Consider the following 26423-nt stretch of genomic DNA (forward strand, 5'->3'; position numbering starts at 1 on the left):
GTGTGGGGGGGCGGGCCCCCGCCGTCTGTTCACTTGGGGGTCAGGGCGGGCCACCCGGGGGGGGGGGGGGGGCCCCGCGGGGGGGGGGGGGGGGGGGGGGGCGGCCCCCCCCCCCCCGCCACCCTCGGTGCTGTGGGCGATACTGGGATCGAACCAGTGACCTCTTCGGTGTGAACGAAGCGCTCTCCCGCTGAGCTAATCGCCCGGGCGCAGGGAGAACATTACCCCATGTCAGGGGGTGCCTCCGACCAGGGACCGGATCACTCCTCCCGGATGCCCCAGGGCATCACGAGGCCGAACTTCCATACGTAGACCCCGGCCAGGGCCGCGGCGATCACCACGCCCGTCGTCGTCAGAGCGATGTTCCGTCGGCGCACCTCGGGGTCGAGTGCCCGCCGGGCCGCCTCGGTCACCTTTCGCTTGGTCCAGCGCAGCACCAGCTGGGCCCAGACGAACTCCGTCGCCCAGAGAGCCAGGCCCGCGAAGATCACCAGCCAGCCCGGCCCGGGCAGCGGCAGCATGATCACGCCCGCGCCGACCACCGCCAGGCCGGCCACGAAAACGCCCACCTGCCAGCTCAGATGCAGAACCCGTCGCTCACGGATGAATTCCGGCGCCCGGGATCCCAGGGTCCGCTGGGGCTTCGGTCGCTCCTCGGACAGGACGCTCTTGCCCGGCTCGTCACTCCCCGTATTCATACGACCGAACCCTACCGGACAGAAACCGGTCACCGGAATGGACGTAACGGCCGAAGAGTGTCTCGGCCGGACGAGGTACGTAAAGACAAGCAAAACACTCAGAGGGGTTTACAACGGCACCGTAGGTGGCATGTCGATTTCGCCGACGTGCGAATCCCCGAGCGCACACTGAGCGAAAGGCCCTGGCGCTTATGAACACCACGGTCAGCTGCGAGCTGCACCTGCGCCTCGTTGTGTCGAGCGAGTCCTCACTGCCTGTTCCCGCAGGACTGCGGTATGACACGGCCGATCCCTATGCCGTGCACGCCACCTTCCATACCGGAGCCGAGGAGACCGTCGAGTGGGTGTTCGCCCGCGACCTCCTCGCTGAGGGCCTGCACCGGCCCACCGGGACCGGCGACGTCCGCGTCTGGCCGTCCCGCAGCCACGGTCAGGGCGTCGTATGCATCGCCCTGAGCTCCCCGGAGGGTGAGGCTCTGCTCGAGGCCCCGGCGCGGGCACTGGAGTCGTTCCTGAAGCGGACGGACGCAGCCGTGCCGCCGGGCACGGAGCACCGCCACTTCGATCTCGACACCGAGCTCTCCCACATCCTGGCGGAGAGCTAGCGCACCACCCGTAGTCGCCCGGCGCCGTCCACTCGGGGAGACGGCTCGGGCCGGGACAACCGCATACGGCACACCTGGGCGCCGTCACCGCGAGCCCTCGCGGAGGCGGCGCCCGGGCGTGTGCACACAGAGTGAGCATCCGGCTCTGGACCGTGGCGCACCCGCCCCGCGGAGCGTCAAGGTGTTCGACCGACGTCATGGCTTGGTGCGTGACAGCCCCACGGCGGCCCTGAGCCGCTAGGCTCGGCCAGCAGCGGCGGGCGTCCGCCCGACCTTCAGGCCAGGGAGCGACTCGTGCTGATCACCCACGACACCCGGTGCGCGCTCGACCTTGTGGTGGATCTGGTGAACACCACACCCGAGGGCGACGAGCCGGACGGGCTTCCGGATGTCGCCACCCTCGACCGTTTCGCGCGCGAGCACGATCTGAGCGATGTCGGGGTGCTGTCGGACTTCGACCTCGCGGCGGTGCGCAGGATCCGCGGGCGGCTCGCCACGATCTTCTCCGCGCCCGACGCCCGGACCGCGGCCGGACTGATCAACGACCTGGTGGCGTCCGCCGGCACCACGCCCCAGCTCACCGATCACGACCACTACGACTGGCACGTGCACTACTTCGCGCCCGGAGCCTCCGTCGCCGACCACATCGCCGCGGACTGCGGGATGGCGCTGGCGTTCTTCGTGGTGGCCGGGGAGCAGGAGCGGCTGCGCCACTGCGAGGCGCCCGACTGCCGGCGCGCCTTCGTCGACCTCTCCCGCAACCGCTCCCGCCGCTACTGCGACAGCCGCACCTGCGGAAACCGCCTCCACGTGGCGGCCTACCGGGCGCGCCGCAAGGAGGCTGCGGGCTGAGTCGAAGTCCGGCCCTCTCCGCTACGTTCCGTGAGCGCGGACGTGGCTGAACCTGGACCCCTTCGGCGCGTCCCCGTGGCGGGCTGACGGAGCCCTCGGCGGGTGGCGCCAGGGGCTCCGCATACGGCTCAGAGCAGCAGCAGGTCGTGCAGCGATGCCATGAGCAGCAGACAGCCGATCACCGCTAGGAAGATCATCAGCGGTGGCTGGGAAAGCGCGAAGAGACAACCCCGGCGTTCCTCGGAAGGCACACCGGTGTCGCTCTGGGTTCTGTCCAGCATCTCGCGGCGATGATGACGCAGCCCAGGCTCGCTTCGCGATCAACACGCTCGCAATGTCAGGGAGTTCGCCAATTTCTGCGACACGGGACCGAAGTTGATCTCCGCATGGTCCCTCGTGATCGTCGAGCGCTCGCCGTCCGACCACTGTGTCGTTTCAATCCCTCAGATGCCGTGCTTCTTGAGGATGTCCTCGATGTCGCTGAAGTCGTCGGCGGAGTCGCCCCTCCGGGGGCTGTTCGCGGGCCGGGCCGCCGGGCGGGTCCCGGGGCCGAGGGCAGGCTCGGAGGAGGAGGGGGCGACCGCCTCGCGCCGCGCGCCCCGGGCCGCCCCGCGCTCCTTGTGCCCACCGCCGCGTCGCTCCACGGCGCGGGTCGTCAGGAACAGGAGCCAGGCGACGCCGAGGACAACGAAACCGGCCCAGGCCACGGGGCTGAACGCGGTGTGGGCCAGCCAGCCGACCAGTCCCGTCATGACCAGTCCGACCGGCACCAGTGAGTACGCGGCGATGCGGGCGGCGGAGAGGAAGCGCTTGCGGTAGGCCGTGACGACTGCGACACCCAGGCCGGCCGCAGAGACGGCGGAACAGACTGTCTCGGCGATCATCCGGTCCTCCAGGCACAGCTCGGTGGGGTTCGTCCCTTCCATCCTGCACCGCCCGGTGCCCCCGTGGCCACGGTCGCAGCGGACCTCAGGGAGATCTCCGGGTCGGCTCCTCCTCAGGGCGCGACCGCGTCTCCAACCCTGACCACACGCGCCCCACCACCGTCTCCACCCCGGCCCGGGGCCCGGGCCCGGCCGTCCCGATTGGGGCCCGGTCCCCGGGGCTGGGAGACTGGTGCCCATGAGCGACTCCTCCCCCGTATCCGCCGCCGCACCCGTCCTCGACGTCTGGTGCGAACTCCAGTGCCCCGACTGCCGCAGCGCCCTCGATGACCTCCGCGCGCTGCGTGCCCGCTACGGCGACCGGCTGGAGCTGCGGCTGCGGCACTTCCCGCTGGAGAAGCACCGGCACGCCTTCGCCGCCGCGCAGGCCGCCGAGGAGGCGCTGGAGCAGGGGCAGGGCTGGCCCTACGTCGAGGCCGTGCTCGGCCGGGTCGAGGAGCTGGACCGGAAGGGAGAGGAGTTCCTCGTCGAGGTGGCCCGCGAACTCGGGCTGGACGCCGAGGAGTTCGACACCGCGCTGATCGACGGGCGGCACATCCTGATCGTCGACGCCGACCAGGCCGAGGGCAAGGCGATCGGCGTGACCGGCACCCCGACCTACGTCGTCGGCGGCGAGCGTCTGGACGGCGGCAAGAGCCAGGAGGGCCTGCGCGGGCGTATCGAGGAGATCGTGGACCGGCTGCTGGCCGAGCAGGGGGCCTGATCCGGCGGGACAGTCCCTACAACAGGGGCTTGTACAGCGCGTACTGCGTCGTCTCGTACCCGAGCGACTCATAGAGGCGTTCGGCCGGGGTGTTGCCCGCGAACACGTTCAGTCCGAGGACCCGCCGGCCGGCCCTGAGCGCCTGAGCCTCCGCCAGGAGCATCAGCGTCCGGCCGTGTCCCTGCCCGCGGTGGGCCTCGTCGGCCTCGACGTCGTAGACGAACGCCTTGTCCCCCCGCATCGCCAGCCACAGGACGCCCACGCGTGTGCCCTCGTGCTCCAGCACGCTGAACGTCATGTTCTCGGAGCCCATGCCCTGTGGCAGCAGCTGCTCGTGGTCGCGCCGGGCCTTGGCGTACGCCTCGGCCTCGGGCACGCCCCGTTCGGTCCAGGTGCGGGCGTAGTGCTCCGACTCCTGCGCGCGCCAGGCCGCGAACTCCGCCCCGGTCATGGGACGTGCGCGGCTGCCGGCCGGGAGCGGGGGCGGGGCGACGCCGAGCCGCTTCTCCATGCCGCGGTTGCGCGGGACGTAGCCGAGCACTCCGGCCAGCCGCAGCGCCGCCTCGGCCCCGGCGGGGACGACGGCCTCGATCTGCCGGCAGCCCCAGGCGCGCGCCACCTCCTCCGCGGCGAGCGCGGCCACGGTGCCCCGGCCCCGCCGACGGTCGGGCTCCTCGATCCGCAGATGGATGATGCGGGCCAGCCAGTCGCCGAGGGACGGGGAGGTGCCGAGGTGTATCGCACCGACGGGGCGGCCGTTCACGCACACCTGGTAGCGACGCGAACGCGTCCCGTCGGCACGGTGCTGAAGCGGCTCGACCGGCCGCAGGGTCGTCGTCATCACGGCTGTTCTACCCGCGACGGCGACCCCTGTCAGCCCGGTCTTCCGGGACTCACGGATCCAGGTCGTCCCCGGACCGCTCGGTGAAGATCCGCATGGCCTTCGCGGTCACCGGTCCGGGCGCGCCCGGCAGTGCGCGGCCGTCCACCCGGTGCACGGCCTGGATGTCCCGCAGGGTGGAGGTCAGGAAGATCTCGTCCGCGCGCTCCAGCGCGTCCAGCGGCAGTTCGGTCTCCCGGGCGCCGGCCCACTCGACGGTGAGCGCGCGGGTGATGCCCGCGAGGCAGCCCGAGGCGAGCGGTGGGGTGTGGATCTCGCCGTCGAGGACGACGAAGACGTTCGACCCGGTGCCCTCGCAGAGCTGTCCGACGGTGTTGGCGAACAGCGCCTCGGAGGCGCCCTGTTCGGAGGCCCGGGCGAGGGCGACGACGTTCTCGGCGTACGAGGTGGTCTTGAGACCGGCCAGCGCGCCGCGTTCGTTGCGGGTCCACGGCACGGTGATCACGGCGGTGGAGTCGGGACGCCGGGTGGTCTCGCCGAGGGCGACCACGAGGGTGGGACCACGGTCGCCGCGGTCGGAGCCGAGCGGGCCGTGACCGCCGGTGTAGGTGATGCGCAGACGCCCGAGCTGCATCGGGTTGGCCTCGAGGACCGCGGCGCAGGCGCGGCGGACCTCGTCGACGTCGGGGTCGGGAAGGCCGAGCCCGCGGGCCGAGCGGGTGAGCCGGTCGAGGTGGCGGGTCAGGGCGAACGGCCGGCCGTCGGTGGCCTTGACGGTCTCGAAGATGCCGTCGCCGACGGTCAGTCCGTGGTCGAAGACGGAGACGCGGGCGGCGTCGATGTCCTGCAGCCCGCCGTCGAGCCAGAGCTTCACTGGTCTTTACCTCGCAAGATGGTGACGAAAGCGTCCTGTGACGCTCGGGGGCGGCCGGGTGTCCGGCCCACGACCACGCCGCGCACGGAAGCGCCGTCCCCCGGATGGGCACGGCACGGGAGGTGGCTCATGCCGGTCCCGTGTCCTCGTAGTGCCCCGACGCTACCGCGAGCAGCCTGGCGGCCTTCAGTTCGGTCTCGTGCCATTCCCCCTCGGGGTCGGAGCCCCAGGTGATGCCCGCGCCCGCGCCGAAGCGCAGCACGGGGGCGTCCCCGGCGGTCCGGTCGATCCAGAAGGTACGGATGCCGACGGCCAGCTCGCCCACGCCCCGGTCCGCGTCGACCCAGCCGATGCCGCCGCAGTAGGGGCCGCGGGGGGCGGTCTCCAGGGCGTCGATGATCCGCAGGGCACTGGACTTGGGCGCGCCGGTGATCGAACCGGCCGGGAACGTGGCGGCGAGCAGCTCCGGCCAGCCCGCGTCCGCGCGCAGCTCACCGCGGACGGTGGAGACGAGATGGACCAGGCCGGGGTGCTTCTCGACGGCGCACAGGTCGGGGACGGTCACGCTGCCCGTGGTGCAGACACGCCCGAGGTCGTTGCGCACCAGGTCCACGATCATCACGTTCTCGGCGTAGTCCTTGTCCAGGAGTTCCGCCTCCGTCCGCGCGGTTCCCTTGATCGGGCCGGAGGACACGGCGCGGCCCTCGCGGCGCAGAAACAGTTCGGGCGAGGCCGTAGCCGTCTCCACTCCGTGACGCGGCAGACGAATCGTTCCTGCATACGGTGCCGGGTTGCCCCGGGACAGCACGGAGGTGAGCGCGTCCACATCGGCGTCGGGCGCGATCGGCGCGGAGAGCACACGGCAGAGATTCACCTGGTACACCTCCCCGGTGGCGATGTGCTCCCGGATCCGGCGCACCCCGGCCGTGTACGCGGCGCGGTCGAGCGAGGACGTCCAGTCACCGACCGCCGGGCCCCGCCATCTCCCCGGCCGGGGAGCGGGTACCGGCTCGTAGCGTACGTCCGTGAAGCGGGCGCAGGTCAGTCGCCCCTCGTAGTCCGCGCAGACGGCCCAGAATCCGGTGGAGTCCAGGGCCGCGGGATCGCTGGTGACATCGCTGAGACCGGTGGCGACGCGGTCACCGAAACGCGCGAGAGGAGCAAGGTCGGACACACAGCCGAGTCTATGGCGGGTGTCCCGAAGGTGGCTCGCGGATGTCCTCGCGGGACCCTGGCCGTGTCCGCGACCAGGTGTACCGCAGCACGCTGCGCAAACGCGTTTTTGTACTGGCCCGGGAATCCGCTAGAGTTCAACACGTCGCCGGGCCGCGGAAGCGGTCCGAAGAGACAAGCGGACGTAGCTCAGTTGGTAGAGCGCAACCTTGCCAAGGTTGAGGTCGCGAGTTCGAGCCTCGTCGTCCGCTCGAAGGAACCAGGGGATCTTCCCGACCCCTGTACTCCTGGTGGAGTGGCCGAGAGGCGAGGCAACGGCCTGCAAAGCCGTCTACACGGGTTCAAATCCCGTCTCCACCTCCAAGGACGATTAGCTCAGCGGGAGAGCGCTTCCCTGACACGGAAGAGGTCACTGGTTCAATCCCAGTATCGTCCACTGGATCCTGGCAACAGGTGTCCGACCAGCGCGATTAGCTCAGCGGGAGAGCGCTTCCCTGACACGGAAGAGGTCACTGGTTCAATCCCAGTATCGCGCACGCAGCACCCCCGACCGCCTCCCCGGAGCGGTCGTGGTCCCGGACGATTAGCTCAGCGGGAGAGCGCTTCCCTGACACGGAAGAGGTCACTGGTTCAATCCCAGTATCGTCCACACACCGAAGCCCCCGGCCCTGCGGCCGGGGGCTTCTTCGTGGGATCAGCTGGAGAACAGCATGTGGCCGAAGCTCTTGTGGCGGTGGTGGCCGTAGTGACCGTGGCCGCCATGGCCCCCGTGGCCGCCGTGCGGGGCACCCCAGGCGGGAGCCGCCGGGTAGCCGCCCGGAGCGGGCGCCGCGGGGTAGCCGCCCGGGGCGGGCGGCGGCGGAGCCGGCTGCGTCCACTGGGACTCCAGACGGGTCAGCGCCTCCAGCTCACCGTAGTCGAGGAAGATGCCCCGGCAGCCGCTGCACTGCTCGATCTGGACGCCGTTGCGGTTGTAGGTGTGCATCGGCGCATGACACTTCGGACACTGCATGCTCTGCTCAACTCCTCGTACTTCGGTACTGCTTCGCCAGGTAGGGACTCCGATCGAAGCCGGTCGGTTGCAGCCTACTGGGCACCTTCGTGCGCAAATTCTGGCGGAATCGCCCCCATTCGGACGCAGGCGTCCACGACCGCCTGCTCCACCTCGTCCAAGGGCCGCTCCGCCGCGACGGACTTGGCGACGGCCAGGGCCGCGGTCTGCACGGTGAGAGCACGTGCGGGGACGTCGAGCACCGGCCAGGGATCGCCGGCGGAGGGGACGGCCGGGCCGCCCTCCTCCCGGTACGCGGAGAGGAAACGGGACCACTCGTCGGGCGGGAGCAGACCGCAGGCGTACCAGGCGGCCGGGCGGGCCAGGTCCCAGGCCGGGTCGCCCACGCCGAGGTCGTCGACGTCGATGAGCAGCCACCCGCCGGTGTCCGCGGGGTGGCGGAGCAACTGGCCGAGGTGGAGATCGCCATGGCACAGGGTCCGCGCGGACGGCGCGGGAGCCTCCGCCCGGGCCCAGGCCGGCAGCGCGGCCCAGGCCCGCAGTACGGGCTCGGCGGCGGGGTGGGGGCCGGCCACGCGCAGACGCTCGATGGCGCGGGCGGCCTTGGCGGGGCCGCGCATGGGCGGCAGTCCGGCGGGCGCGGGGGCCCGGTGCAGCCGGGCGAGGAGCGCGGCGGCGGCCTCCCAGGGAGCGGCCTCGGGAGCGCCGGGATCCACCGGGGTGCCGTACGGCCAGAAGGTGACGAGACGCCCGTGGAGGGTGACCGGTTCCGGACGCAGGGGCGTCAGGAGGACACCGGGGAGCCGGGCGGCGGTGGCGAGCCGCAGGGCGAGCGCGCCGGGCTCGGTGCCCGGGGTGTGGGCCTTGGCGACGGTGTCGCCGTGGCGGACGACGGCCGCGTCGTCGTCGCGCTCGGCCAGGACCGCGCCCGCGATCGCACAGCGGCAGGTCCCGCCGGCGGGATGCGCCGCGGCGTGCACCGTCGCCGTCAGCGCGGGCAGGAGTACGTTCACGGGTCCCCAGGGGTGTGCGGAGGGCTGTCCGGGGAGCGTACGGGCCGGGGGCGGCGGGGGCGAAGGGGGCCCGGCACTGCGGTGAACGCCGTGCTCCCGCCACGGTCACCGGACCTCCCCCCAGGAGCGCGGGGGCCCGCAAAAAGCAACGCCCGCGCAGCTCCCCAGCTGCGCGGGCGTCTGTGCCGTCCGCCGCACCCCCGTCCCCACGGGGTTTCATGGGTTGATGTCCCCGCCCGGACCGCTCTTCCGGGCCTGGGGCGCCGCTCAGCGCCCCAGCATCACGCCCACGGACGACGCTTGTGTGACCACTGCCTCCCAGCCGCCGAAGGCGTACACGAGCAGGGCCGCCAGGGGGAGGACCATCGCGGTCGCCACCAGCGGGTGGCGGCGGCCCGGGCGGCCGGTGGTGAACGCTGCGTATGTCCTGCGTCCCCGCGTGCGGACCAGCGTCCGCGGTGCCGTCTGGGCCATGGTCCCTCTCCCTGACCGTGGTTCTGTTGTCGTTGGCAGCGGCGGATGTCTGACCTCGGGGGACGAGTGCGCCACCCGCCGCTTGACCTCAAATCTAGGCTCCGGGCGCGCCGCGGACGTCATGCCCTCGTATCGATTGCCGGGCCTCCCGGAGGATGAGCGATGAACTGCGGCGTACTCCCCTGGGTGGAGACACGGTCCCAGGTCTCAGGGTCATCCCGGAGGGGAGGCCCGGCGCGCCCCTCCGCCGCGCACGCCCTCGCGGCGCTCACCGGGTGACTTCGCTCACTTCCGCGCCTCCCCCGCGCACCGTGACCGGCTCCCGGTGATTCACACCGCTTGTCACCGGCGCGTAGCTGCGTGTCGGTCCCACGGCGCCCACGGCCGACCCGGCACGGTCACCCCTCACGGGTCCAATCCCCGTACGGGGACAGCCGGTTGGGATCATGAGCGGTGCAGGGCCGCTCCGTTCACATTCTTCCTGACCGACCTTCAATTTTCGTGTCCCGCACGGACAATCGATCGGCGCGAGAGGGCGCGGCCTCTGCGCGGACATGGCCGTGGAAACGTAAGCTGTGGCTCGTCAGACGGACCGGGCAGCGGGGATGGACATGGCGATGATGCGCCTGAGGCGTGAGGACCCGCGTGTCGTCGGCTCGTACAGACTTCACCGGCGGCTCGGCGCGGGCGGGATGGGCGTCGTCTATCTGGGCTCCGACAAGCGGGGCCAGCGGGTCGCGCTGAAGGTGATCCGGCCGGATCTGGCGGAGGATCAGGAGTTCCGGTCGCGGTTCGCGCGTGAGGTCTCCGCGGCGCGGCGGATTCGTGGTGGGTGTACGGCGCGCCTGGTGGCCGCGGACCTGGAGGCGGACCGTCCGTGGTTCGCCACGCAGTACGTGCCCGGCCCGTCCCTGCACGACAAGGTCGCCGAGGAGGGGCCGCTGACGGCCGCCGACGCGGCCGCCGTGGGCGCCGCCCTGTCCGAGGGCCTGGTGGCGGTGCACGAGGCCGGGGTCGTCCACCGCGATCTCAAGCCGTCCAACATCCTGCTGTCCCCCAAAGGCCCGCGGATCATCGACTTCGGCATCGCGTGGGCGACGGGCGCCTCGACGCTCACCCATGTCGGCACGGCCGTCGGGTCGCCCGGCTTCCTCGCTCCCGAGCAGGTGCGCGGGGCCGCGGTGACCCCGGCCACGGACGTGTTCGCGCTGGGTGCCACGCTGGCGTACGCGGCGACGGGCGACTCCCCCTTCGGACACGGCAGTTCCGAGGTGATGCTCTACCGCGTGGTGCACGAGGAGCCCCAGCTGCACGGGGTGCCGGACGCGCTCGCCCCGCTCGTCCGCGCCTGTCTGGCGAAGGACCCCGAGGAGCGGCCCAGCACGCTTCAACTCTCCCTGCGGCTCAAGGAGATCGCGGCCCGGGAGGCACAGGGTCTGACGGACGTGAGGCCGGCCGCCCAGCGCGGCGAGCCCGACCGGCCGACCGGGCGGCTGGCGGAGCAGTACGCCGAGCAGCGCACCGTACGGCGCCCGCAGGGCCCCGGCACTCCCCCGCCCCGCAGCAACGGCTCCCGCCCCGGGGCGCGCCCGACGCCCGCGCAGCGCAACACGAACCGCTCCGGCAGCCGGCCCGCACCGCGCAGCGGGACCGGACGGCCGGCGCCGCGCACCACCGGGACCGGCCGCCGCCCGGCCAACCCCCGGCTGCTGCGCCAGCGGCTGTTCGTGTTCGTGGTGGTGACGCTGCTGGTGGCGCTGGGCATCGCGGCCGCCCAGGGCTGCCAGGGCCCGGCGCGCGGGCTGGGCGACAGGAGCGTACGCGAGGACGTCCGCACCGAGCGGTCGTACGCTCCCCTGCCCGGGCCGTTGACGGCCGAACAGCACAGGAGCGAGCTGAACCGGGACGGCTGAGCGGCTGCCGGCTGTTGCCGTGGCCGGGAGCCGCGAGCCGGCGAACCTTCCTGGTCGCAGCACTGGGGTCTGTCGTCAAACTCGTGTCGTCGCCCGAAGGGCGGCCCTGCGGCGTCAGGTGCGTGCTCTGCTCGAAGAGCTTGGGGAGTGCCGGACGGAAGCGCCCTCGTACTGGATGTACGTAGGGTTTCGCCCGGTGCGGCGGTCAGGCACCGCCCGCGCGAGCGAAGCCGAGCGTGGGGGAGCGTGCATGGCTCGCGGGGCAGGCGGGAGTTCGACGGCAGGCCCTAGAGCCGAGGTCGGCCGGTGGCCACCGCGTAGAAGGCCACCGCGGCCGCCGCGCCCACGTTGAGGGAGTCCACTCCGTGGGCCATGGGGATGCGAACCCATTCGTCGGCGGCCACCAGCGCCTGGGTGGACAGGCCGTCGCCCTCCGCGCCGAGCATCAGTGCGACCCGGTCCATCCTGTGCGGTGCCACCTCGTCGAGCGTCTTCGCCTTCTCGTCGGGGGTCAGCGCGAGCAGGTTGAAGCCCGCACCGCGCACCGCGTCCAGGTCCCTCGGCCAGCTCTCGAGGCGGGCGTACGGCACGGAGAAGACCGCGCCCATGGAGACCTTGACGCTACGGCGGTAGAGCGGGTCGGCGCAGTCGGGCGACAGCAGGACCGCGTCCATGCCGAGAGCGGCGGCCGAGCGGAAGATCGCACCGATGTTGGTGTGGTCGTTGACCGACTCCATGACCACCACCCGGCGGGCGGTGGCCAGCAACTCGTCCGCCGTCGGCAGCGGTTTGCGCTGCATGGAGGCGAGGGCGCCGCGGTGCACGTGATACCCGGTGACCTGCTCGGCCAGCTCGGGGCTGACCGCGTACACCGGGGCCGGGAGTTCGTCGATGACGTCCCGCATGACGTCGACCCACTTCGCGGACAGCAGCATGGAGCGCATCTCGTAGCCCGCCGCCTTGGCCCGTCTGATGACCTTCTCGCCCTCGGCGATGAACAGGCCCTCCGCGGGTTCGCGCTTGCGGCGCAGTTCCACGTCGGTCAGGCCCGTGTAGTCACGAAGCCGCGGGTCGGTGGGGTCCTCGACGGTGATGAGATCGGCCACAGGGTGATACTGCCTTGTCCTGGGAGCGGTGCCAACGGCTGGAACGGGCCGGGTTACCGCGGGTTACGAACGGCTGGAACAGGTCGGTGGGGACCCGCGTCACGCGTCGGGACGCGGCCCCTCCTTCACGACCGCGCCGATGACGATCACGGCCGGCGGCCGCACGTCCTCGGCGCGTACGGTCTCGGCGACCGTCGCGAGGGTGGCGTCGACCCGGCGCTGAGCGGCGGTGGTGCCCTCCTGGACCAGGGCGACGGGTGTGTCGGGCGCCTTGCCGTGGGCCACGAGCGTCTCGGCGATCTTCCCTATCTTGTCGACCCCCATGAGGATCACGAGGGTGCCGGTCAGCCTGGCCAGCGACGGCCAGTCGACCAGCGAGCGCTCGTCGTCAGGGGCGACATGGCCGCTGACCACGGTGAACTCATGTGCGACACCGCGATGGGTGACGGGGATGCCGGCCGCACCCGGCACCGAGATCGAGCTGGAGATGCCCGGGACCACGGTGCACGCGATGCCCGCCTCGGCCAGTGCCTGGACCTCTTCCATGCCCCGGCCGAAGACGAAGGGGTCACCACCCTTGAGCCGGACGACCGACTTGCCCTGCCGGGCATGCTCGATCAGCGCGTTGTTGATGGCTTCCTGCGCCATGTAACGGCCGTAGGGGATCTTCGCCGCGTCGATCACCTCGACGTGCGGCGGCAGTTCGGCGAGCAGGTCGCGGGGGCCGAGCCGGTCCGCGATGACCACGTCCGCCTCGGCGAGCAGTCGCCGGCCGCGCACCGTGATGAGGTCGGGATCTCCGGGACCGCCACCGACCAGTGCGACACCGGGGGTGCGGGTGCGGTGGTGCGGGGCGACGAGTGTGCCGTCGCGCAGCCCTTCGACGACCGCGTCACGGATGGCGGCGGTGTGCCGGGGGTCGCGCCCCTTGGCCTCGGTCGTGAGCACCGCGACGGTGACGCCCTCGCTGTGGCCCGTCGCCGGGGTCCAGGCGGTGGCCGCATCGGCGTCGTCGGAGCGGACGCACCACACGCGGTGGCGCTCCGCCTCGGCGGAGGCGGCCGCGTTGGCCTCGGGGTCGCTGCTCGCGATGAGGGCGTACCAGGCGTCGGCCAGGTCCCCGTCCTGGTACGGGCGCCTGAGCCAGGTGATCTCGCCCGCGTCCGCCATGGCCTCGACCGAGGGGGTCGCCTCGGGGGACACGAGACGGATGTCCGCGCCGGCCGCAATCAGCGCCGGGAGACGGCGCTGGGCGACCTGGCCGCCGCCGAGGACGACCACGCGACGGCCAAGGAGGCGAAGCCCTACGGGGTACGGGGGGTGTTCGGCCATGGAGGTACGGCTCCTCGTGCGGACAGTGCGCGACGATGCCTCTGCGGCTCTGCAGCGGCCCTGACATGCGGATTTTACGGTGCGGACGAGGGGGCGGGGCAGGTGGGCCCGCGCCCGGGGCACCGTCGCCGCGTACAGATCGGCTCCGCGCCGCGCTCACCGGCGCGAGCGACGGCAACCCGCCCGCGGTCCGGTGACGAGATGCCCGGGGCCGCGGCCCCGGGCACCCCTCTCCTTCTCCACTGCTCTACTTCTCCGTGACTCCGGCCGAGTCGAACGTCGCCACCTCGTGCATCGCCCGCGCCGCGCTCTGCACCAGCGGCAGCGCGAGGAGCGCGCCGGTGCCCTCACCGAGACGCAGGTCCAGGTCGACCAGCGGTCGCAGGCCGAGCTTGTTGAGGGCGGCGACATGACCGGGCTCCGCGCTGCGGTGACCGGCGATACAGGCGGCGAGGACCTCGGGGGCGATCGCGCGGGCCACCAGGGCGGCCGCGCCCGCGCTGACGCCGTCCAGGATCACCGGGGTGCGCAGGGAGGCACCGCCGAGCAACAGGCCCACCATCGCCGCGTGTTCGAGACCGCCGAACGCCGCGAGGACACCGATCGGGTCGGCCGGGTCCGGCTGGTGCAGCTCGATCGCGCGGCGCACGACCTCCGTCTTGCGCGCCAGCGTCTCGTCGTTGATGCCGGTGCCCCGGCCGGTCACCTCGGCCGGGTCGGTGTCGGTGAAGACCGCGATCAGGGCGGCGGAGGCCGTGGTGTTCGCGATGCCCATCTCTCCGGTGAGCAGCGCCTTGTTGCCGGCCGCCACCAGGTCGCGGGCCGTCTCGATGCCGACCTCGATCGCCTGCTTGACCTCGTCGCGGGTGAGCGCCGGGCCGGTCGTCATGTCCGCCGTGCCCGCGCGGACCTTGCGCGGCAGCAGGCCCGGGGTCGCCGGCAGATCGGCGGCCACGCCCACGTCGACGATGCAGACCTCGGCGCCCACCTGGTTGGCGAACGCGTTGCAGACCGCGCCGCCGCCGAGGAAGTTGGCGACCATCTGGGCCGTCACCTCCTGGGGCCAGGGGGTGACGCCCTGGGCGTGCACCCCGTGGTCGCCGGCGAAGATCGCGACGGCCGCGGGCTCCGGGATCGGGGGCGGGCACTGCCGGGACAGGCCGGACAGCTGCGCGGAGATGATCTCCAGCATGCCGAGCGCGCCTGCGGGCTTGGTCATGCGCTTCTGCCGCTCCCAGGCTTCGCCGAGGGCCTTGGCGTCCAGCGGACGGATGCCGGCCACGGTCTCGGCGAGCAGATCGTGCGGGTCCTCGCCGGGCAGGGCGCGTCGGCCGTACGTCTCCTCGTGCACGACCCAGGACAGCGGGCGCCGCTTGGACCAGCCCGCCTGCATCAGCTCGGGCTCCTCCGGGAACTCGTCGACGTAGCCGACGCAGAGGTAGGCCACGACCTCCAGGTGCTCGGGCAGGCCGAGGGCGCGGACCATCTCACGCTCGTCGAAGAAGCTGACCCAGCCGACCCCGAGGCCCTCGGCGCGGGCCGCGAGCCACAGGTTCTCGACGGCGAGCGCGGAGGAGTAGGGGGCCATCTGCGGCTGGGTGTGCCGGCCGAGGGTGTGGCGGCCGCCCCGGGTCGGGTCGGCGGTGACGACGATGTTGACCGGGGTGTCGAGGATGGCCTCGATCTTCAGTTCCTTGAACTGCTTCGCCCGGCCCTTGGGCAGCGACTTGGCGTACGCCTCGCGCTGACGCTGGGCCAGTTCGTGCATGGTGCGACGGGTCTCGGCGGACCGGATCACGACGAAGTCCCACGGCTGGGAGTGACCCACGGAGGGCGCCGTGTGCGCGGCCTCCAGGACGCGCAGCAGCACGTCGTGGGGGATCGGGTCACTGCGGAAGCCGTTGCGGATGTCGCGGCGCTCGCGCATCACGCGCAGCACCGTCTCCCGCTCGGCGTCGTCGTATCCGGGCGCCGCCGGGCCGCTGGACTCGGTTACGTCTGTCACTGCGGCCGTGCTCTCTTCCTGGTCGGCGGCCCGGGTGTCCAGGTCCTCCGCCTGTTGTGCGACTACTGGCTCCGGGGCCGCGGGTCGCGGCTCCCGGGCGGATGCCTCGCCCTCGCGGGGTGCGGGGACGAGAGCGACGGGCTCCTCCGTCGCCGGTACCGCCGCCTGCTCCTGCTCGGCGTCGGCCGGAGCGGATTCCTCGGGGGCCTGCGGGTCCTCGGTGAACTCCGGCGGCACGATCAGAGCGTGCGGCGGGGTGGGGGCCAGATGGGGACCGGCGGGCACGGTGCCCTCGACCGGCACGAAACGGCCGAGCGACTGGTCCGCGCCGGGGTCCGCCGGGACGGCGGTCTGCTCATCGTGCGCCGGCTGCTCACCGGGAGTCTGTTCGGCGGCGGGCATGGGCACCGCGGCCTCGGTGACCGCGGACTGCGGCTCCTGCTCGGCGGGGTCCACGACCGGAACCGCCTGGTCCTGAACCGGGCCGTCGACCGCCTGCACATGCTCCGCCTCGGCCGGCTGCTGGTCCGATGCGGGAGCCGCGGCCTGGACGAGGTCCTGCGGGCGCTGGGCCGGTGCGGGCACGCCGGGCTCGGCGGCCGGGGCGGGCTGCTCGGCGAGGGCGGCGTCCGGGGCCTGCGGGAGCACGCCCTGGAACGCGTCGTCCCCGGGCTGCGGTGCGTGCGGCCCGACGGCGAACGCGGCGACGTGCGGCGGCTGTACGTCCGACGTCGCGTCGGGGGTCTGGGAGGCGACCGCGGCCGGCTGTGCGTCCGGAGTGTCCGGAGGAAGGGGTCCGGCAGGTGCGGCGTCCGGTGCCGGTACGGCGTCGGGGGCCGGTACGACAGGCGACGCCTCCGGGACCGGCATGCCCTCGGGGGCCGGCTTGGCGGCCGGATGCGGGGCGCCCTCCGGGGCGACCGGGTACTCGGGGGCGACGACCTCGGCGGCGGGCGGCACGGGGGCAGCCGCGGGCTGGGCCGCGGACGGGTCATGCGCGTCCTGCGGCAACTGCTGGAGGTGTTCCGCCGTGCCCTGGACATGCCGCGGGAGAGTCTGGCCGTCCTGCGGCAGGCCCGGGACGTGCTGCGACTCGGAGCCGGCCGGCGCTGCGAAGGCCGGGGTGCCGGAGGCGTGCAGGGCGTCGGGACCGGCCGGGGCCGCCGGCACCTCGAACTGCCCCGAACCTCCGGGGACCTGGGGCGCGGCGCCGGGGGCGAACGGAGCGGCCTGCGGGGTGAACGGAGCGGCCTCCGGGGCGAACGCCTCGGGCTCCACGGCCGGCAGCGGCTCGGGCGCCATGGCCGGAGCGCCCGTTTCTGCGGCGCTCCCCTCATGACCCACCGGGCCCGGGACCGGTGCCTGCGGCGGGGCACCCCACGGCACCGCGCCCTGCGGGGAGTTGTCCGGGATCTGCGGCACGTCGAGGTACTCGGGGCCGGTCGTCGGCGGCCCCGCCGGGCGCATCGGCGCATGCGCCGGACCTCGGTCGGAGAGCGAACGCACCGGGCTCAGGGTGGCGTCGGGCGTGGGCGGGCCGAGGTGCAGCGGACGGCGCGAAGGTGCCGGCTGCGGGGCGGGCGCCTGGAGCGGCGTCCGGAACGCGCCGACGTCGATCGAGCCGCTGTCCCGGCCTGCCGTCTCATGCGGACCCGGCTCGTGGGGGTACGGCGCCGGGGCGGCCTGCGGCATCTCGTTGCCCCATGCGCCCTGCTGGCCGGGCATCAGGAGCAGGTCGTCGTCCTCGGCGGGTGTGTCGGAGGGGTCGAGGTAGGTGTACACACCCGGCGCGAGGACGCCGGGCTGATCCACCATGCCTGCGCTCTCCGGCAGTCCCTCACCCGGGACCTGGCCGGTGTCGGTCATGCGTACCCCTCGCCCATCGGTTTAGTGCTTCTACGACCAGCTCGCCCGGAACGGCGCGCCGACCGCCCGCAGTGAAGAACGAGCGTGCGTGCCCAGCGGCACGAACGACCCGCCAACAATGACGACAAAGCCATTCGACGTCATTGTCGCGGCCGTCCCACCGTCGTGGCAGCCTGATCCGCGACGCCCCGCTGTGGACTGCGCCACGTTGCGCGCCCTCCGGTCCTGCCGTACCACACTGCCCGCAAAAGAGGCATGCTTTCCGGACATTGGCTGACGAGTGCCGGATCACCCAAGTGCGGTACAACGGTCGGCCAGCCTACCGCGCCGGTACGACAACCGGATCACTGGGCGCGTTCGGGTAGTCGCCCGCTGAGCAGGAACGCGACACTCCGTTCCTTCTCCGTCCAGGCCCGCGTGTCGAGCTCGACGGACTGCAGCAGAGCGCACTCGACGTCGTAGCCGTGCTCCGACAGGTCCCGGCCGACGAGTTCGGCCGCGTCGCGGGTGGCCGCGTGCGCGACGATGCGCTGCGGGCGACGGTCGGCGACCGCGGAGACCACCGCGACTCCCCCGCCGCCGACGCGTACGACGTCCGGCTCGGGGAGGTTCTCCAGGATGTGCGGGGCGACGCCGTGCACCACCTGGAACTGGACGCCGAATCGGCGGGCGGCGGCCGTCGTGCGGCCGCACGCGTCGGGGTCCCGGTCGACGGCGAGGACGGCCGCCCCGCGGCGGGCGGCCTCCACGGCGAACGCCCCGCTGCCGCTGCCGATGTCCCACACGAGGTCGCCCACCCGTGGTCCGAGACGGGCGAGTTGGACGGAACGCAGCAGATCCGTTTCCCCTTCGCCGAGTCCGCCGCCGTACGCCTCGGCGGGCAGCGCCCAGCCGCGCGGTCCCGCGGACGGGTCGCGGCCGGCGATCCATCCGCCGTCGTCGGCCGCGGTCACCGGTCCCCCGATGACGATGACGACGTTGGGGTCGCGCCAGGTGTGGTCGGCGGCCTTGTCGGAGGTGACGACGGTGACCTGTTCCCGCGTGGTGCCGAGTTCCTCGCAGATGACGAAGGTGCGATGGACCCCTTCGAGGAGCAGTCCGAGTTCGGCGGGCCCGGCGCCCGGTGAGGTGAGGACCGCGACCTTGGCGTGCGCCCGGCATACGTTCACCGCGCGGCGCAGGGTGCGGCGGTGTGCGACGACCACCTCTGCGTCGTCCCAGGGCATCCCGGCGCGCGCGAAGGCGGCGGCGACCGAGGAGACGGCCGGGACGACCTCGACCTCCAGGCCGAATTCGGGGGCGCGCAGCGTGCGTACGACGCCGAAGAAGCCCGGGTCGCCGTCGGCGAGGACCACGGCGGTGCCCCGGTGGGCGGCGATGCGGCGGGCGGCGAGAGCGAGGCTGCCGAGGCGGATGCGTTCGGCCGTCTGCGGCACCTCGGGGAGCGCGAGATGGTGTGCCGCGCCGGCGACCAGCGTGGCGGCCCCCAGTGCGGAGCGCGCCGCTGCGGTCAGCGGCGAGCCGTCCCAGCCGATCACCGTGACCCGGTCGGCCATCGTCGTCAGTCTCCCAGCAGGTCTTCGCAGGTCGTCAGGGGGCAGCCCGCACGGCAGGCTTCGTGAGACTACCCGGTCGAGCCCGCTCCGACCGCCCGGGGGCCCGGTCGGCGGGAGAGGATCGCCGGGGTCAGCGCCAATTGGAGAACGACGTGAAACCGCCGCTGTCGGCCAGTTCCTCGCTGACCCCGTCCAGATCCTCCGGCAGCAGGCTCCAGACGATGAAGTCGGTCCGTACGTCGGTCCAGGTGCCGTCCTCCGTACGGAGGTGGGCTATGCAGGCGTTGCGCAGGACGCCCTCGCTGATACAGCCGATCTTCTGGGCGACCTGCTGGGAGGCGGTGTTGTCGGCCGCCGTGCGCACTTCGATCCGCTCGAACTTCTGGTCGCCGAAGAGCCACTGGGCGATGGCGAGCGCCGCCTCGGAGGCATAGCCCTCGCCACGCGCCCAGGGGGCGATGATGTACGACAGCTCGGTGGACCGCACATGCCAGTTGGTCCGGCCGAGCTGGATGACGCCCACGAGCCGCTGGGTGAGGAACTCGGTGACCGCCAGGTCGAGGCCGCTGCCCGTCTCCCGCTGTGCGGGCGCGTACTCGGTGATCCAGGTGCGGGCGGCCTCCTCGGTGAAGGGCTGCGGCACATCCGTCCAGGCGCCGACCAGCTCGTCGTTCATCATCTCGGCCAGTGCGGGGACGTCGTCCTCGTCGAGAGGGCGCAGTACCAACCGCTCCGTGCTGATGGAGACGTTGGGGTAGGTGCTCGTCATTGCGCCGCTCCGTAACCTTCGGAAACCGCCAGGGCTGCTGAACTGCCCAGCATGCAGCATGAAAGCACCGAACCGCACCACGGGGTCCACACCCGGTGAGGGCGTGGACCCCATGCGTGGCGATACGCGGAGTACGCGCGCGGTGTACGCGGCGTGCGGGCTCGGGTCGAGGCGGGATCAGAAGGAGGGGACGACGGAACCCTGGTACTTGTCCTCGATGAACTTCTTCACCTCGGGGGAGGTGAGGAGCTTCGCGAGCTTCTTGACCCGCGGGTCGGTCTCGTTGCCCTTCTTGACCGCGAGGAAGTTCCCGTACGGGTTGTTCTTCGCGGACTCCAGGACGAGGGCGTCCTTGGCGGGCTTGAGGCCGGCGGAGATGGCGTAGTTGCCGTTGATCACCGCGGCGTCCACGTCGTCCAGGGAGCGCGGGGTCTGGGCCGCCTCGACCTCCTTGAACTTCAGGTCCTTGGGGTTCTTGGTGATGTCCTGCGGGGTCGCCTCGTTGCCGGCGCCGTCCTTGAGGGTGATGAGCCCCTTGGAGGCGAGCAGCTTCAGGGCCCGCGCCTCGTTGACGGAGTCGTTGGGGACTGCGACGGTCGCACCGCTCTTCAGCGCGTCGACGCTCTTCACCTTGTGGGAGTAGAGACCGAGCGGCTCCAGGTGCACCGTGACGACGGGCACGATGCGGGTGCCCCGCTTCTTGTTGAAGTCGTCCAGGTACGGCTGGTTCTGGAAGTAGTTGGCTCCCACGGAGCCGTCCTCGGTCGCCGTGTTCGGCGTGATGTAGTCGGTGAACTCCTTGACCTGGAGGTCCAGGCCCGCCTTCTTCGCGAGGTTGTCCTTCACGAAGTTGAGGATCTCGGCGTGCGGGGTCGGGCTCGCGGCGACGACCAGCGGGCCGCTCGTGTCGGCGGAGGAGGACGAGCTCTTGCCGGAGCCGCAGGCGCTGAGCCCGAAGGTGAGGGCTCCGGCGGCGAGGACAGCGGTGGTGATCTTGGCGGTGTTACGCACGAAAAGTGCCTTTCCTTATGGGTGGTGCGACCCCGTCTTGGGTGGGCGGGGAGTCGGTGGGGGTTCGGGCGGCCCGGACGGGGGCTCAGGCGGCCTTGCTCACGTCGGCCGCCGCGGGCTTCCCGGCCTTGAGCAGCCGCAGCCTCGGTGCCGGGCCGGAGCCGCCGCCGCGGCGGTGCAGGGAGCGGGCCGCGTAGTCGCCGGCGAACTGGATGAGCGAGATGACGACGGCGAGGATCGCCACGGTGATCCACATCAGCTGGGTCTCGAAGCGCTGGTAGCCGTAGCGGATGGCGATGTCGCCGAGGCCGCCGGCGCCGACCGTGCCCGCCATCGCGGAGTAGCCGATGAGGGCGACGACCGTGGTGGTGGCGGAGGAGATCAGCGACGGCAGGGACTCGGGCACGAGGACCTTGCGGACGACGGTCCAGGTGTTGCCGCCCATCGCCTGCACGGCCTCGACGAGTCCGCCGTCCACTTCGCGGACGGCCGTCTCGACCAGACGCGCGAAGAAGGGGATGGCGCCGATGGCGAGCGGGACGATGGCCGCCTCACGGCCGATGGTCGTCCCGGTGACCCAGCGGGTGAAGGTCATCAGGGCGACCATCAGGATGATGAAGGGCATCGAGCGGGCGACGTTCACGATCTGCCCGATGACCTTGTTGGCGACGACGCTCTGCAGCAGTCCGCCCCGGTCCGTGAGCACCAGCAGGACGCCGAGCGGCAGCCCGCCGACGACGGCGATCAGCGTGGACCAGCCGACCATGTACAGGGTGTCCCAGGACGCCTGCGACAACAGCGGCTGCATCTCGGACCAGCTCACTTGGCACCTTCCTTGACGAGCGCGGACTCCTCGGTCCGGCCCACGACGTCGATCTGCAGGCCCTGCTCGCGCAGGAAGCCGACCGGCACCACGTTCTCCTCGTAGCGGCCGGGCAGTTCGATGCGCATCCGGCCGACCTGCTTGCCGCCGACGGTGTCCATCGCGGCACCGAGGATCGAGATGTCGATGTTGTAGGTGCGCGAGAGCTGCGAGATGACGGGCTGGGTGGCCGCGTCGCCGTGGAAGGTGACGTCGACGACGGTGCGGGCGTCGTCGGACGCGACACCGCTGAGCGGGAAGAGGGCGGCGGCCAGTTCGGAGCCCGGGGTGGCGAGCAGTTCGCTGACGGTGCCGGACTCGACGATGCGGCCCTTCTCCATGAGCGCGGCCGAGTCGCAGATGGTCTTGACGACGTCCATCTCGTGGGTGATGAGCAGCACGGTGAGACCCAGCTGCCGGTTCAGGTCCCGCAGCAGCTCAAGGATGGAGCGGGTGGTCTCCGGGTCGAGGGCGCTGGTCGCCTCGTCGGAGAGCAGCACCTTGGGGTCGCCGGCGAGGGCGCGGGCGATGCCGACGCGCTGCTTCTGACCGCCCGAGAGCTGGGCCGGGTAGGCCTTTGCCTTGTCGGCGAGACCGACGAGGTCGAGCAGTTCGAGGGCCTTGCGGGAACGTTCCTTCCCGGACTTGCCGAGAATCTCCAGCGGCAGCTCGATGTTGTCCTGGACCGTCCGCGAGGACAGCAGGTTGAAGTGCTGGAAGACCATGCCGATGCGGCTGCGCGCCTGGCGGAGCTCCCGGCCGGCGCGCGGACCGCGGCCGGCGAGCGCGGTGAGGTCCTGGCCGGCCACGGTGACCGTGCCGGAGGTGGGGCGCTCCAGGAGGTTGATGCAGCGGATGAGCGAGGACTTCCCGGCGCCGGACTGGCCGATGACGCCGTACACCTCGCCCTCGCGTACATGCAGGTCGACGCCGTCGAGGGCGGTCACCTCGCGGCCGCGTGAGCGGTAGACCTTGCTAAGGCCCGATGTGGTGATCACTGGGGTTTCCGTCACTGTCGAGTGCAGGGCGTGGGTGTGCGCCGAACACGGATGCGTGCGTGGGAACGCGGCACGGTTCTCGCGATCGCGAGCGAACCGGGGGAGAACATGTGCGCGGGGGGTCCCCTCGCCGCCATGGCGGTGGGGGGAGGCTCAGTCACATACGCAACGGGCGTACGGACAGGGCACGGGACTCGCTTCGGGGCGCGAGGCTCTGGATGGTGCAGGGGCCCTCTAGCAGGCGCACATTCGACACATACAACGAGCACCGGGCGTCAAGGTCGCCTCGGTCGCAAGGGTGCGGCAGCTCGTCGTGGTCATGTGCCCCAGTAAAGCAGACACATCCGCCGGGGCCGTCCCGGCTGTCCGCTATTCGGACAGCCGTGGACAGTGCGCGGTCCGCTCCGGTGGACGCTCCGACAGGCTTGTTGACCAGTCCGGCCGGGGCCGAGGGGCCCTGCGCGCGGGAACCCGTCCGGTGCGTGGACGGGGTGGACTGTGGCCAAGGCCACGGTGGCCGGAACCGCTCGCCCCGGCGGGCGGTGTCCGCCGGGGGCGGGCGCTGCGGGCCTTTTGGCCCGTAATAGGGTCACGGCATGCTTGATGCCCTGACGTCGGCGACCGGTGTCGCCGCGCTGCTGCTCGCCGCCTGGTGCGGCTGGGCGGCCTACCGTGACCAGCCCACCAAGGACTGGCACTTCATCGGCATGGCCGTGGTGACGCTGCTGGCCCTGGTCCAGCTGATCGTCGGCTTCGTCCAGCTGGCGCGCGGCGAGAAGCCGCAGCAGGGCACGACGATCTTCGTGGCGTATCTGCTCGGCGCCTTCGCCTGCATCCCGGCGGCGGGCTTCATGTCGCTGGCGGAGCGCACGCGATGGGGCTCGGTGACGGTCGCGGCCGGCGGTGTGGTCCTCGCCGTGCTGGAGGTGCGGCTCTATGACATCTGGGGAGGCTGAGATGACGGCCACGGAGGAGAAGCCTGCGAAGGCTCGGCTGATCAGCGGGCCCGGCATGCTGCTCGTCTGGCTGTACGGCGTGATGGTGGTCGGCGCGGTGTCGCGCTCGGTCGTACAGATCTCGACGCAGTTCGACAAGGCCCCGCTGGCGTACTCGCTGTCCGCGGTGGCCGGGGTGGTCTACGGCTTCATCACCTACTCCCTGGTGCGCGGCGGCGAGACGGCCCGGCGGGCGGCGCTGGTGTGCTGCGCGGCGGAGCTGCTGGGTGTCCTCACCGTCGGCACCTGGACGCTGGTGGAGCCGTCCGCGTTCCCGGACGCGACCGTGTGGTCGGACTACGGGATGGGGTACCTCTTCATCCCCGTACTGCTGCCGCTGTCGGCCATGTACTGGCTGCGGAAGGCGCACACGCGGCACCAGCACGGCTGAGCCGCGCCGCCGGGGGCGCGCCCCTTGCGGGGCGCTGTGCCGGTCTCAGGCCGTCGTCGCGTACGTCGCCGCGGGGGCCTGCTTCTCCAGGACGATCATCGGTACGCCGTCGGCTCCCTGGGACGTGCCCGCGGTCTCGTAGCCGAGGCGGCGGTACAGCCGCAGATTGCCCTCGCTGCGGTGGCCCGCGCTGAGGCGGAACCTGGTCGCGCCGCGCTCCTCCGCGAGCGCCGCCTCCGCGGCCCGCAGCAGACGGGCGCCGATACCGTGCCCCTGAAGCCGGGGGTGCACGCACAGCTTGCCGATGGCGGCCGCGCCGTCCCCGGTGACGCTGCCGCGCACGGAGCCGACCACCTCCTCGCCGAGGCGCGCCACGAAGACACAGTCCGAGGCGACCTCCTCGCGGACCGACTCCAGGCTCTGGACGAGCGGGTCGATGCGGTAGTTGCCGTACAGCGCGGCCTCGCTCTGGAAGCACAGGTACTGCAGCCTGAAGATCTGCTCGGCGTCCTGCTCGGTCGCCACAGAGATGGTCACGCTCATGCCCATGTGCGCACGCCTCCCGCTCACCTGATCGCCGGTAGTCCCCCCACTCCTATCCCCGCGGTTCGCGCGCCGCAACCTCCGCCGCCAGCAATCGCCGTAGACATCCAAGGCATTTGGAGCGTTCCGGGCCAAGGCTGCCCTGTGAGATACCCAACTCCCCCGCGATCTCCCGATAGGTCAGGTCACGAGGGGAGAGCAGGGCCGCCATGAGACGGGGGCAGCGGCCGGGGAGCCGGCGCACGGCCGCGTACAGGGCCCGTCGGCGGGCCGCCGTCAGGGCCTGCTGCTCGGGATCGCGTCCCGTGTCGTCCACGGGCTCGGCCCGGTAGGGCAGTTCGAGGCGGGCGGTACGGCGCCCGCGCCGCGCCTCGGCACGGACCGCCCGGCGCAGCCACCCCTGCGGATCGGCGGGCGGCCGGTCCCCGTCCAGCCGTTCCAGGAGCCGCAGCCACACCGCCTGTTCCAGATCGCCCGGTTCCATCCCCGACGCGTGTGCCTCCGCCGACGCCTCGGCGGTGAGCAGCGGACGCAGGGCCGTCAGCATCTCGTGGGTCATATGCGGCGGGACGCGGCCGCCCCGGGGACGGGTTTCCGGGGCGGCCGGGATTCACCCCGATCGGGGTGCGCGCGTCAGCCGTTGACGCCCCGCCCGCGCAGGAAGTCCTCGCGAGCGAGCAGTCCGGTGTCGGCGTTGTCCGTGAAGACCCCGTCGATGCCGGTCGCGAAGTAGGCCTTGAAGGCGCCGAAGGCGTCCCCGTACGCCGCCGGGTCGGTGCCCTTGTGGAAGTCCGTGGGCAGGAAGGTGTTCTCGTTGCGCATCGTGTAGGGGTGCAGGATCAGGCCCGCGGCGTGCGCGTCGGCGACGAGCGTGGACGGCTTGGTGAGATTGCCGTTCGCGTCCTTGGGGAGGACCAGGTCGAGGGTCGGGCCGATGCCCTGGGCGTACGAGGCGATCTCCTTGAGGCCCTTGGGGGTGACGAGGTCGGCGACCGTGCGCGGGTCGCCCGTCTCGACGAAGTCCCACGGGCGGGTGTTCGCGGCGGACAGCAGCACGACGAGCGGGTTGCCGACCAGCTTGTTCAGGCGCTGGATGCTGGTCGGCTCGAAGGACTGGATGATCACGGGCGCGTTCCTGCCGTCCTTGCCGTGCGCCCGCAGGATCTTCGCGAGCCGCTCCTCCAGGCCGAGGCCCAGCTTGCGGAAGTACGTCGGGTGCTTGGTCTCGGGGTAGATCCACACCTGCTTGCCACGCCTGCGGGTCTGCTCGTCCTGCCACCGGAGCACCTCTTCGAAGGTGGGGATCTCCCAGCGGCCGTCGTAGAGCGTGTTGCGCTGCCGGGTGGCCGGGATGCGCTCGATCGCGCGCAGCCTCTTCAGCTCGGCGAGGGTGAAGTCCTCGGTGAACCAGCCGGTGGTGGAGACGCCGTCCAGGACCTTGGTGGTCTTGCGGCCGGCGAACTCGGGGTGGTCGGCGACGTTCGTCGTGCCGCCGATCTCCGGCTCGTGCCGGCACACGAGGTGGCCGTCCTTGGTCGGCACCAGGTCGCCGGCCTCCACGATGTCGGCACCCAGGTCGAGGGCCAGCTGGTAGGAGCCGAAGGTGTGCTCAGGGCGGTAGCCGCTGGCGCCCCGGTGCCCGATGACGGTCGGCACCGGCAGGCTCTTCAGTCCGCCGCCGTGGCGCGCGTCCGCACTCGCGGCGCCCGGCAGTCCGAGGACCGCACCGCCCGCCCCGAGCACCGCGGCCCCGAGCAGCGCCCGCCGGCCCGTCCCTCGACCCTGCTCGTACGACTCCTGCGTCCCCATGGGTTCCTCCCACCACACGTGTCGAAAGCGCGATCGATCGTAGATGCGGGCGAGTGACGGCCGGGAGACGTATTCAGG

26 protein-coding genes and 6 tRNA genes are annotated in these 26423 nt (G+C 72.2%); 11 read left to right on the top strand and 21 right to left on the bottom strand.

Translation table 11 applies throughout. The annotated features are described in order from the left end of the window. Positions 1-133: 133 nt before the first annotated feature. Both ACFY2Z_RS32745 and ACFY2Z_RS32750 read right to left on the bottom strand, forming a co-directional pair. Positions 134-205 (bottom strand) — tRNA-Val (locus tag ACFY2Z_RS32745). A 55-nt stretch (positions 206-260) separates the two neighbouring features. Then, positions 261-698 (bottom strand): TIGR02611 family protein, encoded by a 438-nt coding sequence (locus tag ACFY2Z_RS32750; protein ID WP_390747690.1) that lies wholly within the window; start codon positions 696-698, stop codon positions 261-263. A gap of 191 nt (positions 699-889) precedes the next feature. Between ACFY2Z_RS32750 and ACFY2Z_RS32755 the strand changes: the two genes are divergently transcribed. Continuing rightward, the gene (locus ACFY2Z_RS32755) at positions 890-1303 is read left to right on the top strand and encodes an SsgA family sporulation/cell division regulator (protein ID WP_003959770.1); all 414 of its coding nucleotides are present in this window, start codon (positions 890-892) and stop codon (positions 1301-1303) included. Between the two features lie 294 nt (positions 1304-1597). Beyond that, a complete protein-coding gene (locus ACFY2Z_RS32760) occupies positions 1598-2155 on the top strand; it encodes a CGNR zinc finger domain-containing protein (protein WP_390747691.1) in 558 nt (185 codons plus the stop codon). A 128-nt stretch (positions 2156-2283) separates the two neighbouring features. On the opposite strand, the gene ACFY2Z_RS32765 is transcribed toward ACFY2Z_RS32760, so the two are convergent. Both ACFY2Z_RS32765 and ACFY2Z_RS32770 read right to left on the bottom strand, forming a co-directional pair. Further along, positions 2284-2436 (bottom strand): hypothetical protein, encoded by a 153-nt coding sequence (locus ACFY2Z_RS32765; RefSeq protein ID WP_311699471.1) that lies wholly within the window; start codon positions 2434-2436, stop codon positions 2284-2286. Positions 2437-2598: 162 nt separating this feature from the next. Further along, the gene (locus ACFY2Z_RS32770) at positions 2599-3081 is read right to left on the bottom strand and encodes a hypothetical protein (RefSeq protein WP_390747692.1); all 483 of its coding nucleotides are present in this window, start codon (positions 3079-3081) and stop codon (positions 2599-2601) included. A gap of 196 nt (positions 3082-3277) precedes the next feature. Here ACFY2Z_RS32770 and ACFY2Z_RS32775 point away from each other — a divergent pair, with 196 nt between their 5' ends. Continuing rightward, positions 3278-3802: a DsbA family protein gene (locus ACFY2Z_RS32775; RefSeq protein WP_390747693.1), complete on the top strand. Its 525-nt coding sequence runs from the start codon at positions 3278-3280 to the stop codon at positions 3800-3802. 16 nt (positions 3803-3818) lie between these two features. On the opposite strand, the gene ACFY2Z_RS32780 is transcribed toward ACFY2Z_RS32775, so the two are convergent. The 3 genes from ACFY2Z_RS32780 to ACFY2Z_RS32790 all read right to left on the bottom strand — a co-directional run bounded on the left by ACFY2Z_RS32780 (position 3819) and on the right by ACFY2Z_RS32790 (position 6691). Next, positions 3819-4643: a GNAT family N-acetyltransferase gene (locus ACFY2Z_RS32780; RefSeq protein WP_390747694.1), complete on the bottom strand. Its 825-nt coding sequence runs from the start codon at positions 4641-4643 to the stop codon at positions 3819-3821. A 52-nt stretch (positions 4644-4695) separates the two neighbouring features. Continuing rightward, complete coding sequence (locus ACFY2Z_RS32785; protein ID WP_390747695.1) at positions 4696-5517, bottom strand: aminotransferase class IV; 822 nt, start codon at positions 5515-5517, stop codon at positions 4696-4698. Positions 5518-5644: 127 nt separating this feature from the next. Continuing rightward, on the bottom strand, positions 5645-6691 hold the full coding sequence (locus ACFY2Z_RS32790) for a chorismate-binding protein (protein ID WP_390747696.1): 1047 nt from the start codon (positions 6689-6691) through the stop codon (positions 5645-5647). A gap of 177 nt (positions 6692-6868) precedes the next feature. On the opposite strand from ACFY2Z_RS32790, the gene ACFY2Z_RS32795 reads away from it, so the two are divergent. From ACFY2Z_RS32795 to ACFY2Z_RS32815, 5 genes are all read left to right on the top strand, one after another. Further along, a tRNA-Gly gene (locus ACFY2Z_RS32795) sits at positions 6869-6941 on the top strand. A 38-nt stretch (positions 6942-6979) separates the two neighbouring features. Continuing rightward, positions 6980-7053: transfer RNA gene (locus ACFY2Z_RS32800), tRNA-Cys, on the top strand. Position 7054: 1 nt separating this feature from the next. Then, positions 7055-7126 (top strand) — tRNA-Val (locus ACFY2Z_RS32805). Positions 7127-7154: 28 nt separating this feature from the next. Beyond that, a tRNA-Val gene (locus ACFY2Z_RS32810) sits at positions 7155-7226 on the top strand. A gap of 41 nt (positions 7227-7267) precedes the next feature. Next, positions 7268-7339 (top strand) — tRNA-Val (locus tag ACFY2Z_RS32815). Positions 7340-7384: 45 nt separating this feature from the next. Here ACFY2Z_RS32815 and ACFY2Z_RS32820 read toward each other — a convergent pair. The 3 genes from ACFY2Z_RS32820 to ACFY2Z_RS32830 all read right to left on the bottom strand — a co-directional run bounded on the left by ACFY2Z_RS32820 (position 7385) and on the right by ACFY2Z_RS32830 (position 9189). Beyond that, on the bottom strand, positions 7385-7702 hold the full coding sequence (locus ACFY2Z_RS32820; RefSeq protein WP_388971716.1) for a zf-TFIIB domain-containing protein: 318 nt from the start codon (positions 7700-7702) through the stop codon (positions 7385-7387). Positions 7703-7776: 74 nt separating this feature from the next. Then, positions 7777-8715: a phosphotransferase family protein gene (locus ACFY2Z_RS32825; RefSeq protein WP_390747697.1), complete on the bottom strand. Its 939-nt coding sequence runs from the start codon at positions 8713-8715 to the stop codon at positions 7777-7779. 267 nt (positions 8716-8982) lie between these two features. Next, a complete protein-coding gene (locus ACFY2Z_RS32830; RefSeq protein ID WP_390747698.1) occupies positions 8983-9189 on the bottom strand; it encodes a hypothetical protein in 207 nt (68 codons plus the stop codon). A gap of 605 nt (positions 9190-9794) precedes the next feature. Here ACFY2Z_RS32830 and ACFY2Z_RS32835 point away from each other — a divergent pair. Continuing rightward, positions 9795-11102 (top strand): serine/threonine-protein kinase, encoded by a 1308-nt coding sequence (locus ACFY2Z_RS32835; protein WP_390747769.1) that lies wholly within the window; start codon positions 9795-9797, stop codon positions 11100-11102. A gap of 287 nt (positions 11103-11389) precedes the next feature. On the opposite strand, the gene ACFY2Z_RS32840 is transcribed toward ACFY2Z_RS32835, so the two are convergent. From ACFY2Z_RS32840 to ACFY2Z_RS32875, 8 genes are all read right to left on the bottom strand, one after another. Further along, a complete protein-coding gene (locus tag ACFY2Z_RS32840) occupies positions 11390-12208 on the bottom strand; it encodes a TrmH family RNA methyltransferase (protein WP_390747699.1) in 819 nt (272 codons plus the stop codon). A 99-nt stretch (positions 12209-12307) separates the two neighbouring features. Further along, entirely contained in the window at positions 12308-13540 is a 1233-nt protein-coding gene (gene cobA, locus ACFY2Z_RS32845) for a uroporphyrinogen-III C-methyltransferase (protein WP_390747700.1), read from the bottom strand. A 247-nt stretch (positions 13541-13787) separates the two neighbouring features. Continuing rightward, complete coding sequence (gene cobT / locus ACFY2Z_RS32850) at positions 13788-17411, bottom strand: nicotinate-nucleotide--dimethylbenzimidazole phosphoribosyltransferase (protein WP_390747701.1); 3624 nt, start codon at positions 17409-17411, stop codon at positions 13788-13790. A gap of 344 nt (positions 17412-17755) precedes the next feature. Further along, complete coding sequence (cbiE, locus tag ACFY2Z_RS32855) at positions 17756-18967, bottom strand: precorrin-6y C5,15-methyltransferase (decarboxylating) subunit CbiE (protein ID WP_390747702.1); 1212 nt, start codon at positions 18965-18967, stop codon at positions 17756-17758. A gap of 130 nt (positions 18968-19097) precedes the next feature. Then, a complete protein-coding gene (locus ACFY2Z_RS32860; protein WP_390747703.1) occupies positions 19098-19736 on the bottom strand; it encodes a GNAT family N-acetyltransferase in 639 nt (212 codons plus the stop codon). A 177-nt stretch (positions 19737-19913) separates the two neighbouring features. Beyond that, positions 19914-20747, bottom strand: a complete 834-nt coding sequence (locus tag ACFY2Z_RS32865; protein WP_390747704.1) for a MetQ/NlpA family ABC transporter substrate-binding protein — start codon at positions 20745-20747, stop codon at positions 19914-19916. Between the two features lie 85 nt (positions 20748-20832). Continuing rightward, positions 20833-21570, bottom strand: coding sequence for a methionine ABC transporter permease (locus ACFY2Z_RS32870; protein ID WP_390747705.1), 738 nt, complete (start codon positions 21568-21570; stop codon positions 20833-20835). Then, complete coding sequence (locus ACFY2Z_RS32875) at positions 21567-22607, bottom strand: methionine ABC transporter ATP-binding protein (RefSeq protein ID WP_390747706.1); 1041 nt, start codon at positions 22605-22607, stop codon at positions 21567-21569. The genes ACFY2Z_RS32870 and ACFY2Z_RS32875 overlap by 4 nt, the downstream gene beginning before the upstream one ends. Before the next feature lie 596 nt (positions 22608-23203). Here ACFY2Z_RS32875 and ACFY2Z_RS32880 point away from each other — a divergent pair. Together ACFY2Z_RS32880 and ACFY2Z_RS32885 are read left to right on the top strand one after the other, a co-directional pair. Next, positions 23204-23563, top strand: a complete 360-nt coding sequence (locus ACFY2Z_RS32880; protein WP_390747707.1) for a hypothetical protein — start codon at positions 23204-23206, stop codon at positions 23561-23563. A gap of 1 nt (position 23564) precedes the next feature. Then, positions 23565-23993 (top strand): hypothetical protein, encoded by a 429-nt coding sequence (locus tag ACFY2Z_RS32885; protein ID WP_390747708.1) that lies wholly within the window; start codon positions 23565-23567, stop codon positions 23991-23993. 45 nt (positions 23994-24038) lie between these two features. Here the strand turns inward: ACFY2Z_RS32885 and ACFY2Z_RS32890 are convergent, their stop codons facing one another. From ACFY2Z_RS32890 to ACFY2Z_RS32900, 3 genes are all read right to left on the bottom strand, one after another. After that, positions 24039-24542: a GNAT family N-acetyltransferase gene (locus ACFY2Z_RS32890; RefSeq protein WP_390747709.1), complete on the bottom strand. Its 504-nt coding sequence runs from the start codon at positions 24540-24542 to the stop codon at positions 24039-24041. Between the two features lie 46 nt (positions 24543-24588). Further along, positions 24589-25095: a sigma-70 family RNA polymerase sigma factor gene (locus ACFY2Z_RS32895; RefSeq protein ID WP_390747710.1), complete on the bottom strand. Its 507-nt coding sequence runs from the start codon at positions 25093-25095 to the stop codon at positions 24589-24591. Between the two features lie 74 nt (positions 25096-25169). Next, a complete protein-coding gene (locus ACFY2Z_RS32900) occupies positions 25170-26345 on the bottom strand; it encodes a glycerophosphodiester phosphodiesterase (RefSeq protein WP_390747711.1) in 1176 nt (391 codons plus the stop codon). Between the last annotated feature and the right edge of the window lie 78 nt (positions 26346-26423).

Source organism: Streptomyces sp. NPDC001222, assembly GCF_042896945.1.
Taxonomy (GTDB): Bacteria; Actinomycetota; Actinomycetes; order Streptomycetales; family Streptomycetaceae; genus Streptomyces; species Streptomyces gibsoniae.

Bases quoted from the DNA above. Each gene is read 5' to 3' on its own strand.
- ACFY2Z_RS32750 (WP_390747690.1), bottom strand. From the start codon at position 698: ATGAATACGGGGAGTGACGAGCCGGGCAAGAGCGTCCTGTCCGAGGAG.
- ACFY2Z_RS32755 (WP_003959770.1), top strand. From the start codon at position 890: ATGAACACCACGGTCAGCTGCGAGCTGCACCTGCGCCTCGTTGTGTCG.
- ACFY2Z_RS32765 (WP_311699471.1), bottom strand. From the start codon at position 2,436: ATGCTGGACAGAACCCAGAGCGACACCGGTGTGCCTTCCGAGGAACGC.
- ACFY2Z_RS32770 (WP_390747692.1), bottom strand. From the start codon at position 3,081: ATGGAAGGGACGAACCCCACCGAGCTGTGCCTGGAGGACCGGATGATC.
- ACFY2Z_RS32775 (WP_390747693.1), top strand. From the start codon at position 3,278: ATGAGCGACTCCTCCCCCGTATCCGCCGCCGCACCCGTCCTCGACGTC.
- ACFY2Z_RS32780 (WP_390747694.1), bottom strand. From the start codon at position 4,643: ATGACGACGACCCTGCGGCCGGTCGAGCCGCTTCAGCACCGTGCCGAC.
- ACFY2Z_RS32820 (WP_388971716.1), bottom strand. From the start codon at position 7,702: ATGCAGTGTCCGAAGTGTCATGCGCCGATGCACACCTACAACCGCAAC.
- ACFY2Z_RS32830 (WP_390747698.1), bottom strand. From the start codon at position 9,189: ATGGCCCAGACGGCACCGCGGACGCTGGTCCGCACGCGGGGACGCAGG.
- ACFY2Z_RS32835 (WP_390747769.1), top strand. From the start codon at position 9,795: ATGGACATGGCGATGATGCGCCTGAGGCGTGAGGACCCGCGTGTCGTC.
- cobA (WP_390747700.1), bottom strand. From the start codon at position 13,540: ATGGCCGAACACCCCCCGTACCCCGTAGGGCTTCGCCTCCTTGGCCGT.
- cobT (WP_390747701.1), bottom strand. From the start codon at position 17,411: ATGACCGACACCGGCCAGGTCCCGGGTGAGGGACTGCCGGAGAGCGCA.
- cbiE (WP_390747702.1), bottom strand. From the start codon at position 18,967: ATGGCCGACCGGGTCACGGTGATCGGCTGGGACGGCTCGCCGCTGACC.
- ACFY2Z_RS32860 (WP_390747703.1), bottom strand. From the start codon at position 19,736: ATGACGAGCACCTACCCCAACGTCTCCATCAGCACGGAGCGGTTGGTA.
- ACFY2Z_RS32880 (WP_390747707.1), top strand. From the start codon at position 23,204: ATGCTTGATGCCCTGACGTCGGCGACCGGTGTCGCCGCGCTGCTGCTC.
- ACFY2Z_RS32885 (WP_390747708.1), top strand. From the start codon at position 23,565: ATGACGGCCACGGAGGAGAAGCCTGCGAAGGCTCGGCTGATCAGCGGG.
- ACFY2Z_RS32890 (WP_390747709.1), bottom strand. From the start codon at position 24,542: ATGGGCATGAGCGTGACCATCTCTGTGGCGACCGAGCAGGACGCCGAG.
- ACFY2Z_RS32895 (WP_390747710.1), bottom strand. From the start codon at position 25,095: ATGACCCACGAGATGCTGACGGCCCTGCGTCCGCTGCTCACCGCCGAG.
- ACFY2Z_RS32900 (WP_390747711.1), bottom strand. From the start codon at position 26,345: ATGGGGACGCAGGAGTCGTACGAGCAGGGTCGAGGGACGGGCCGGCGG.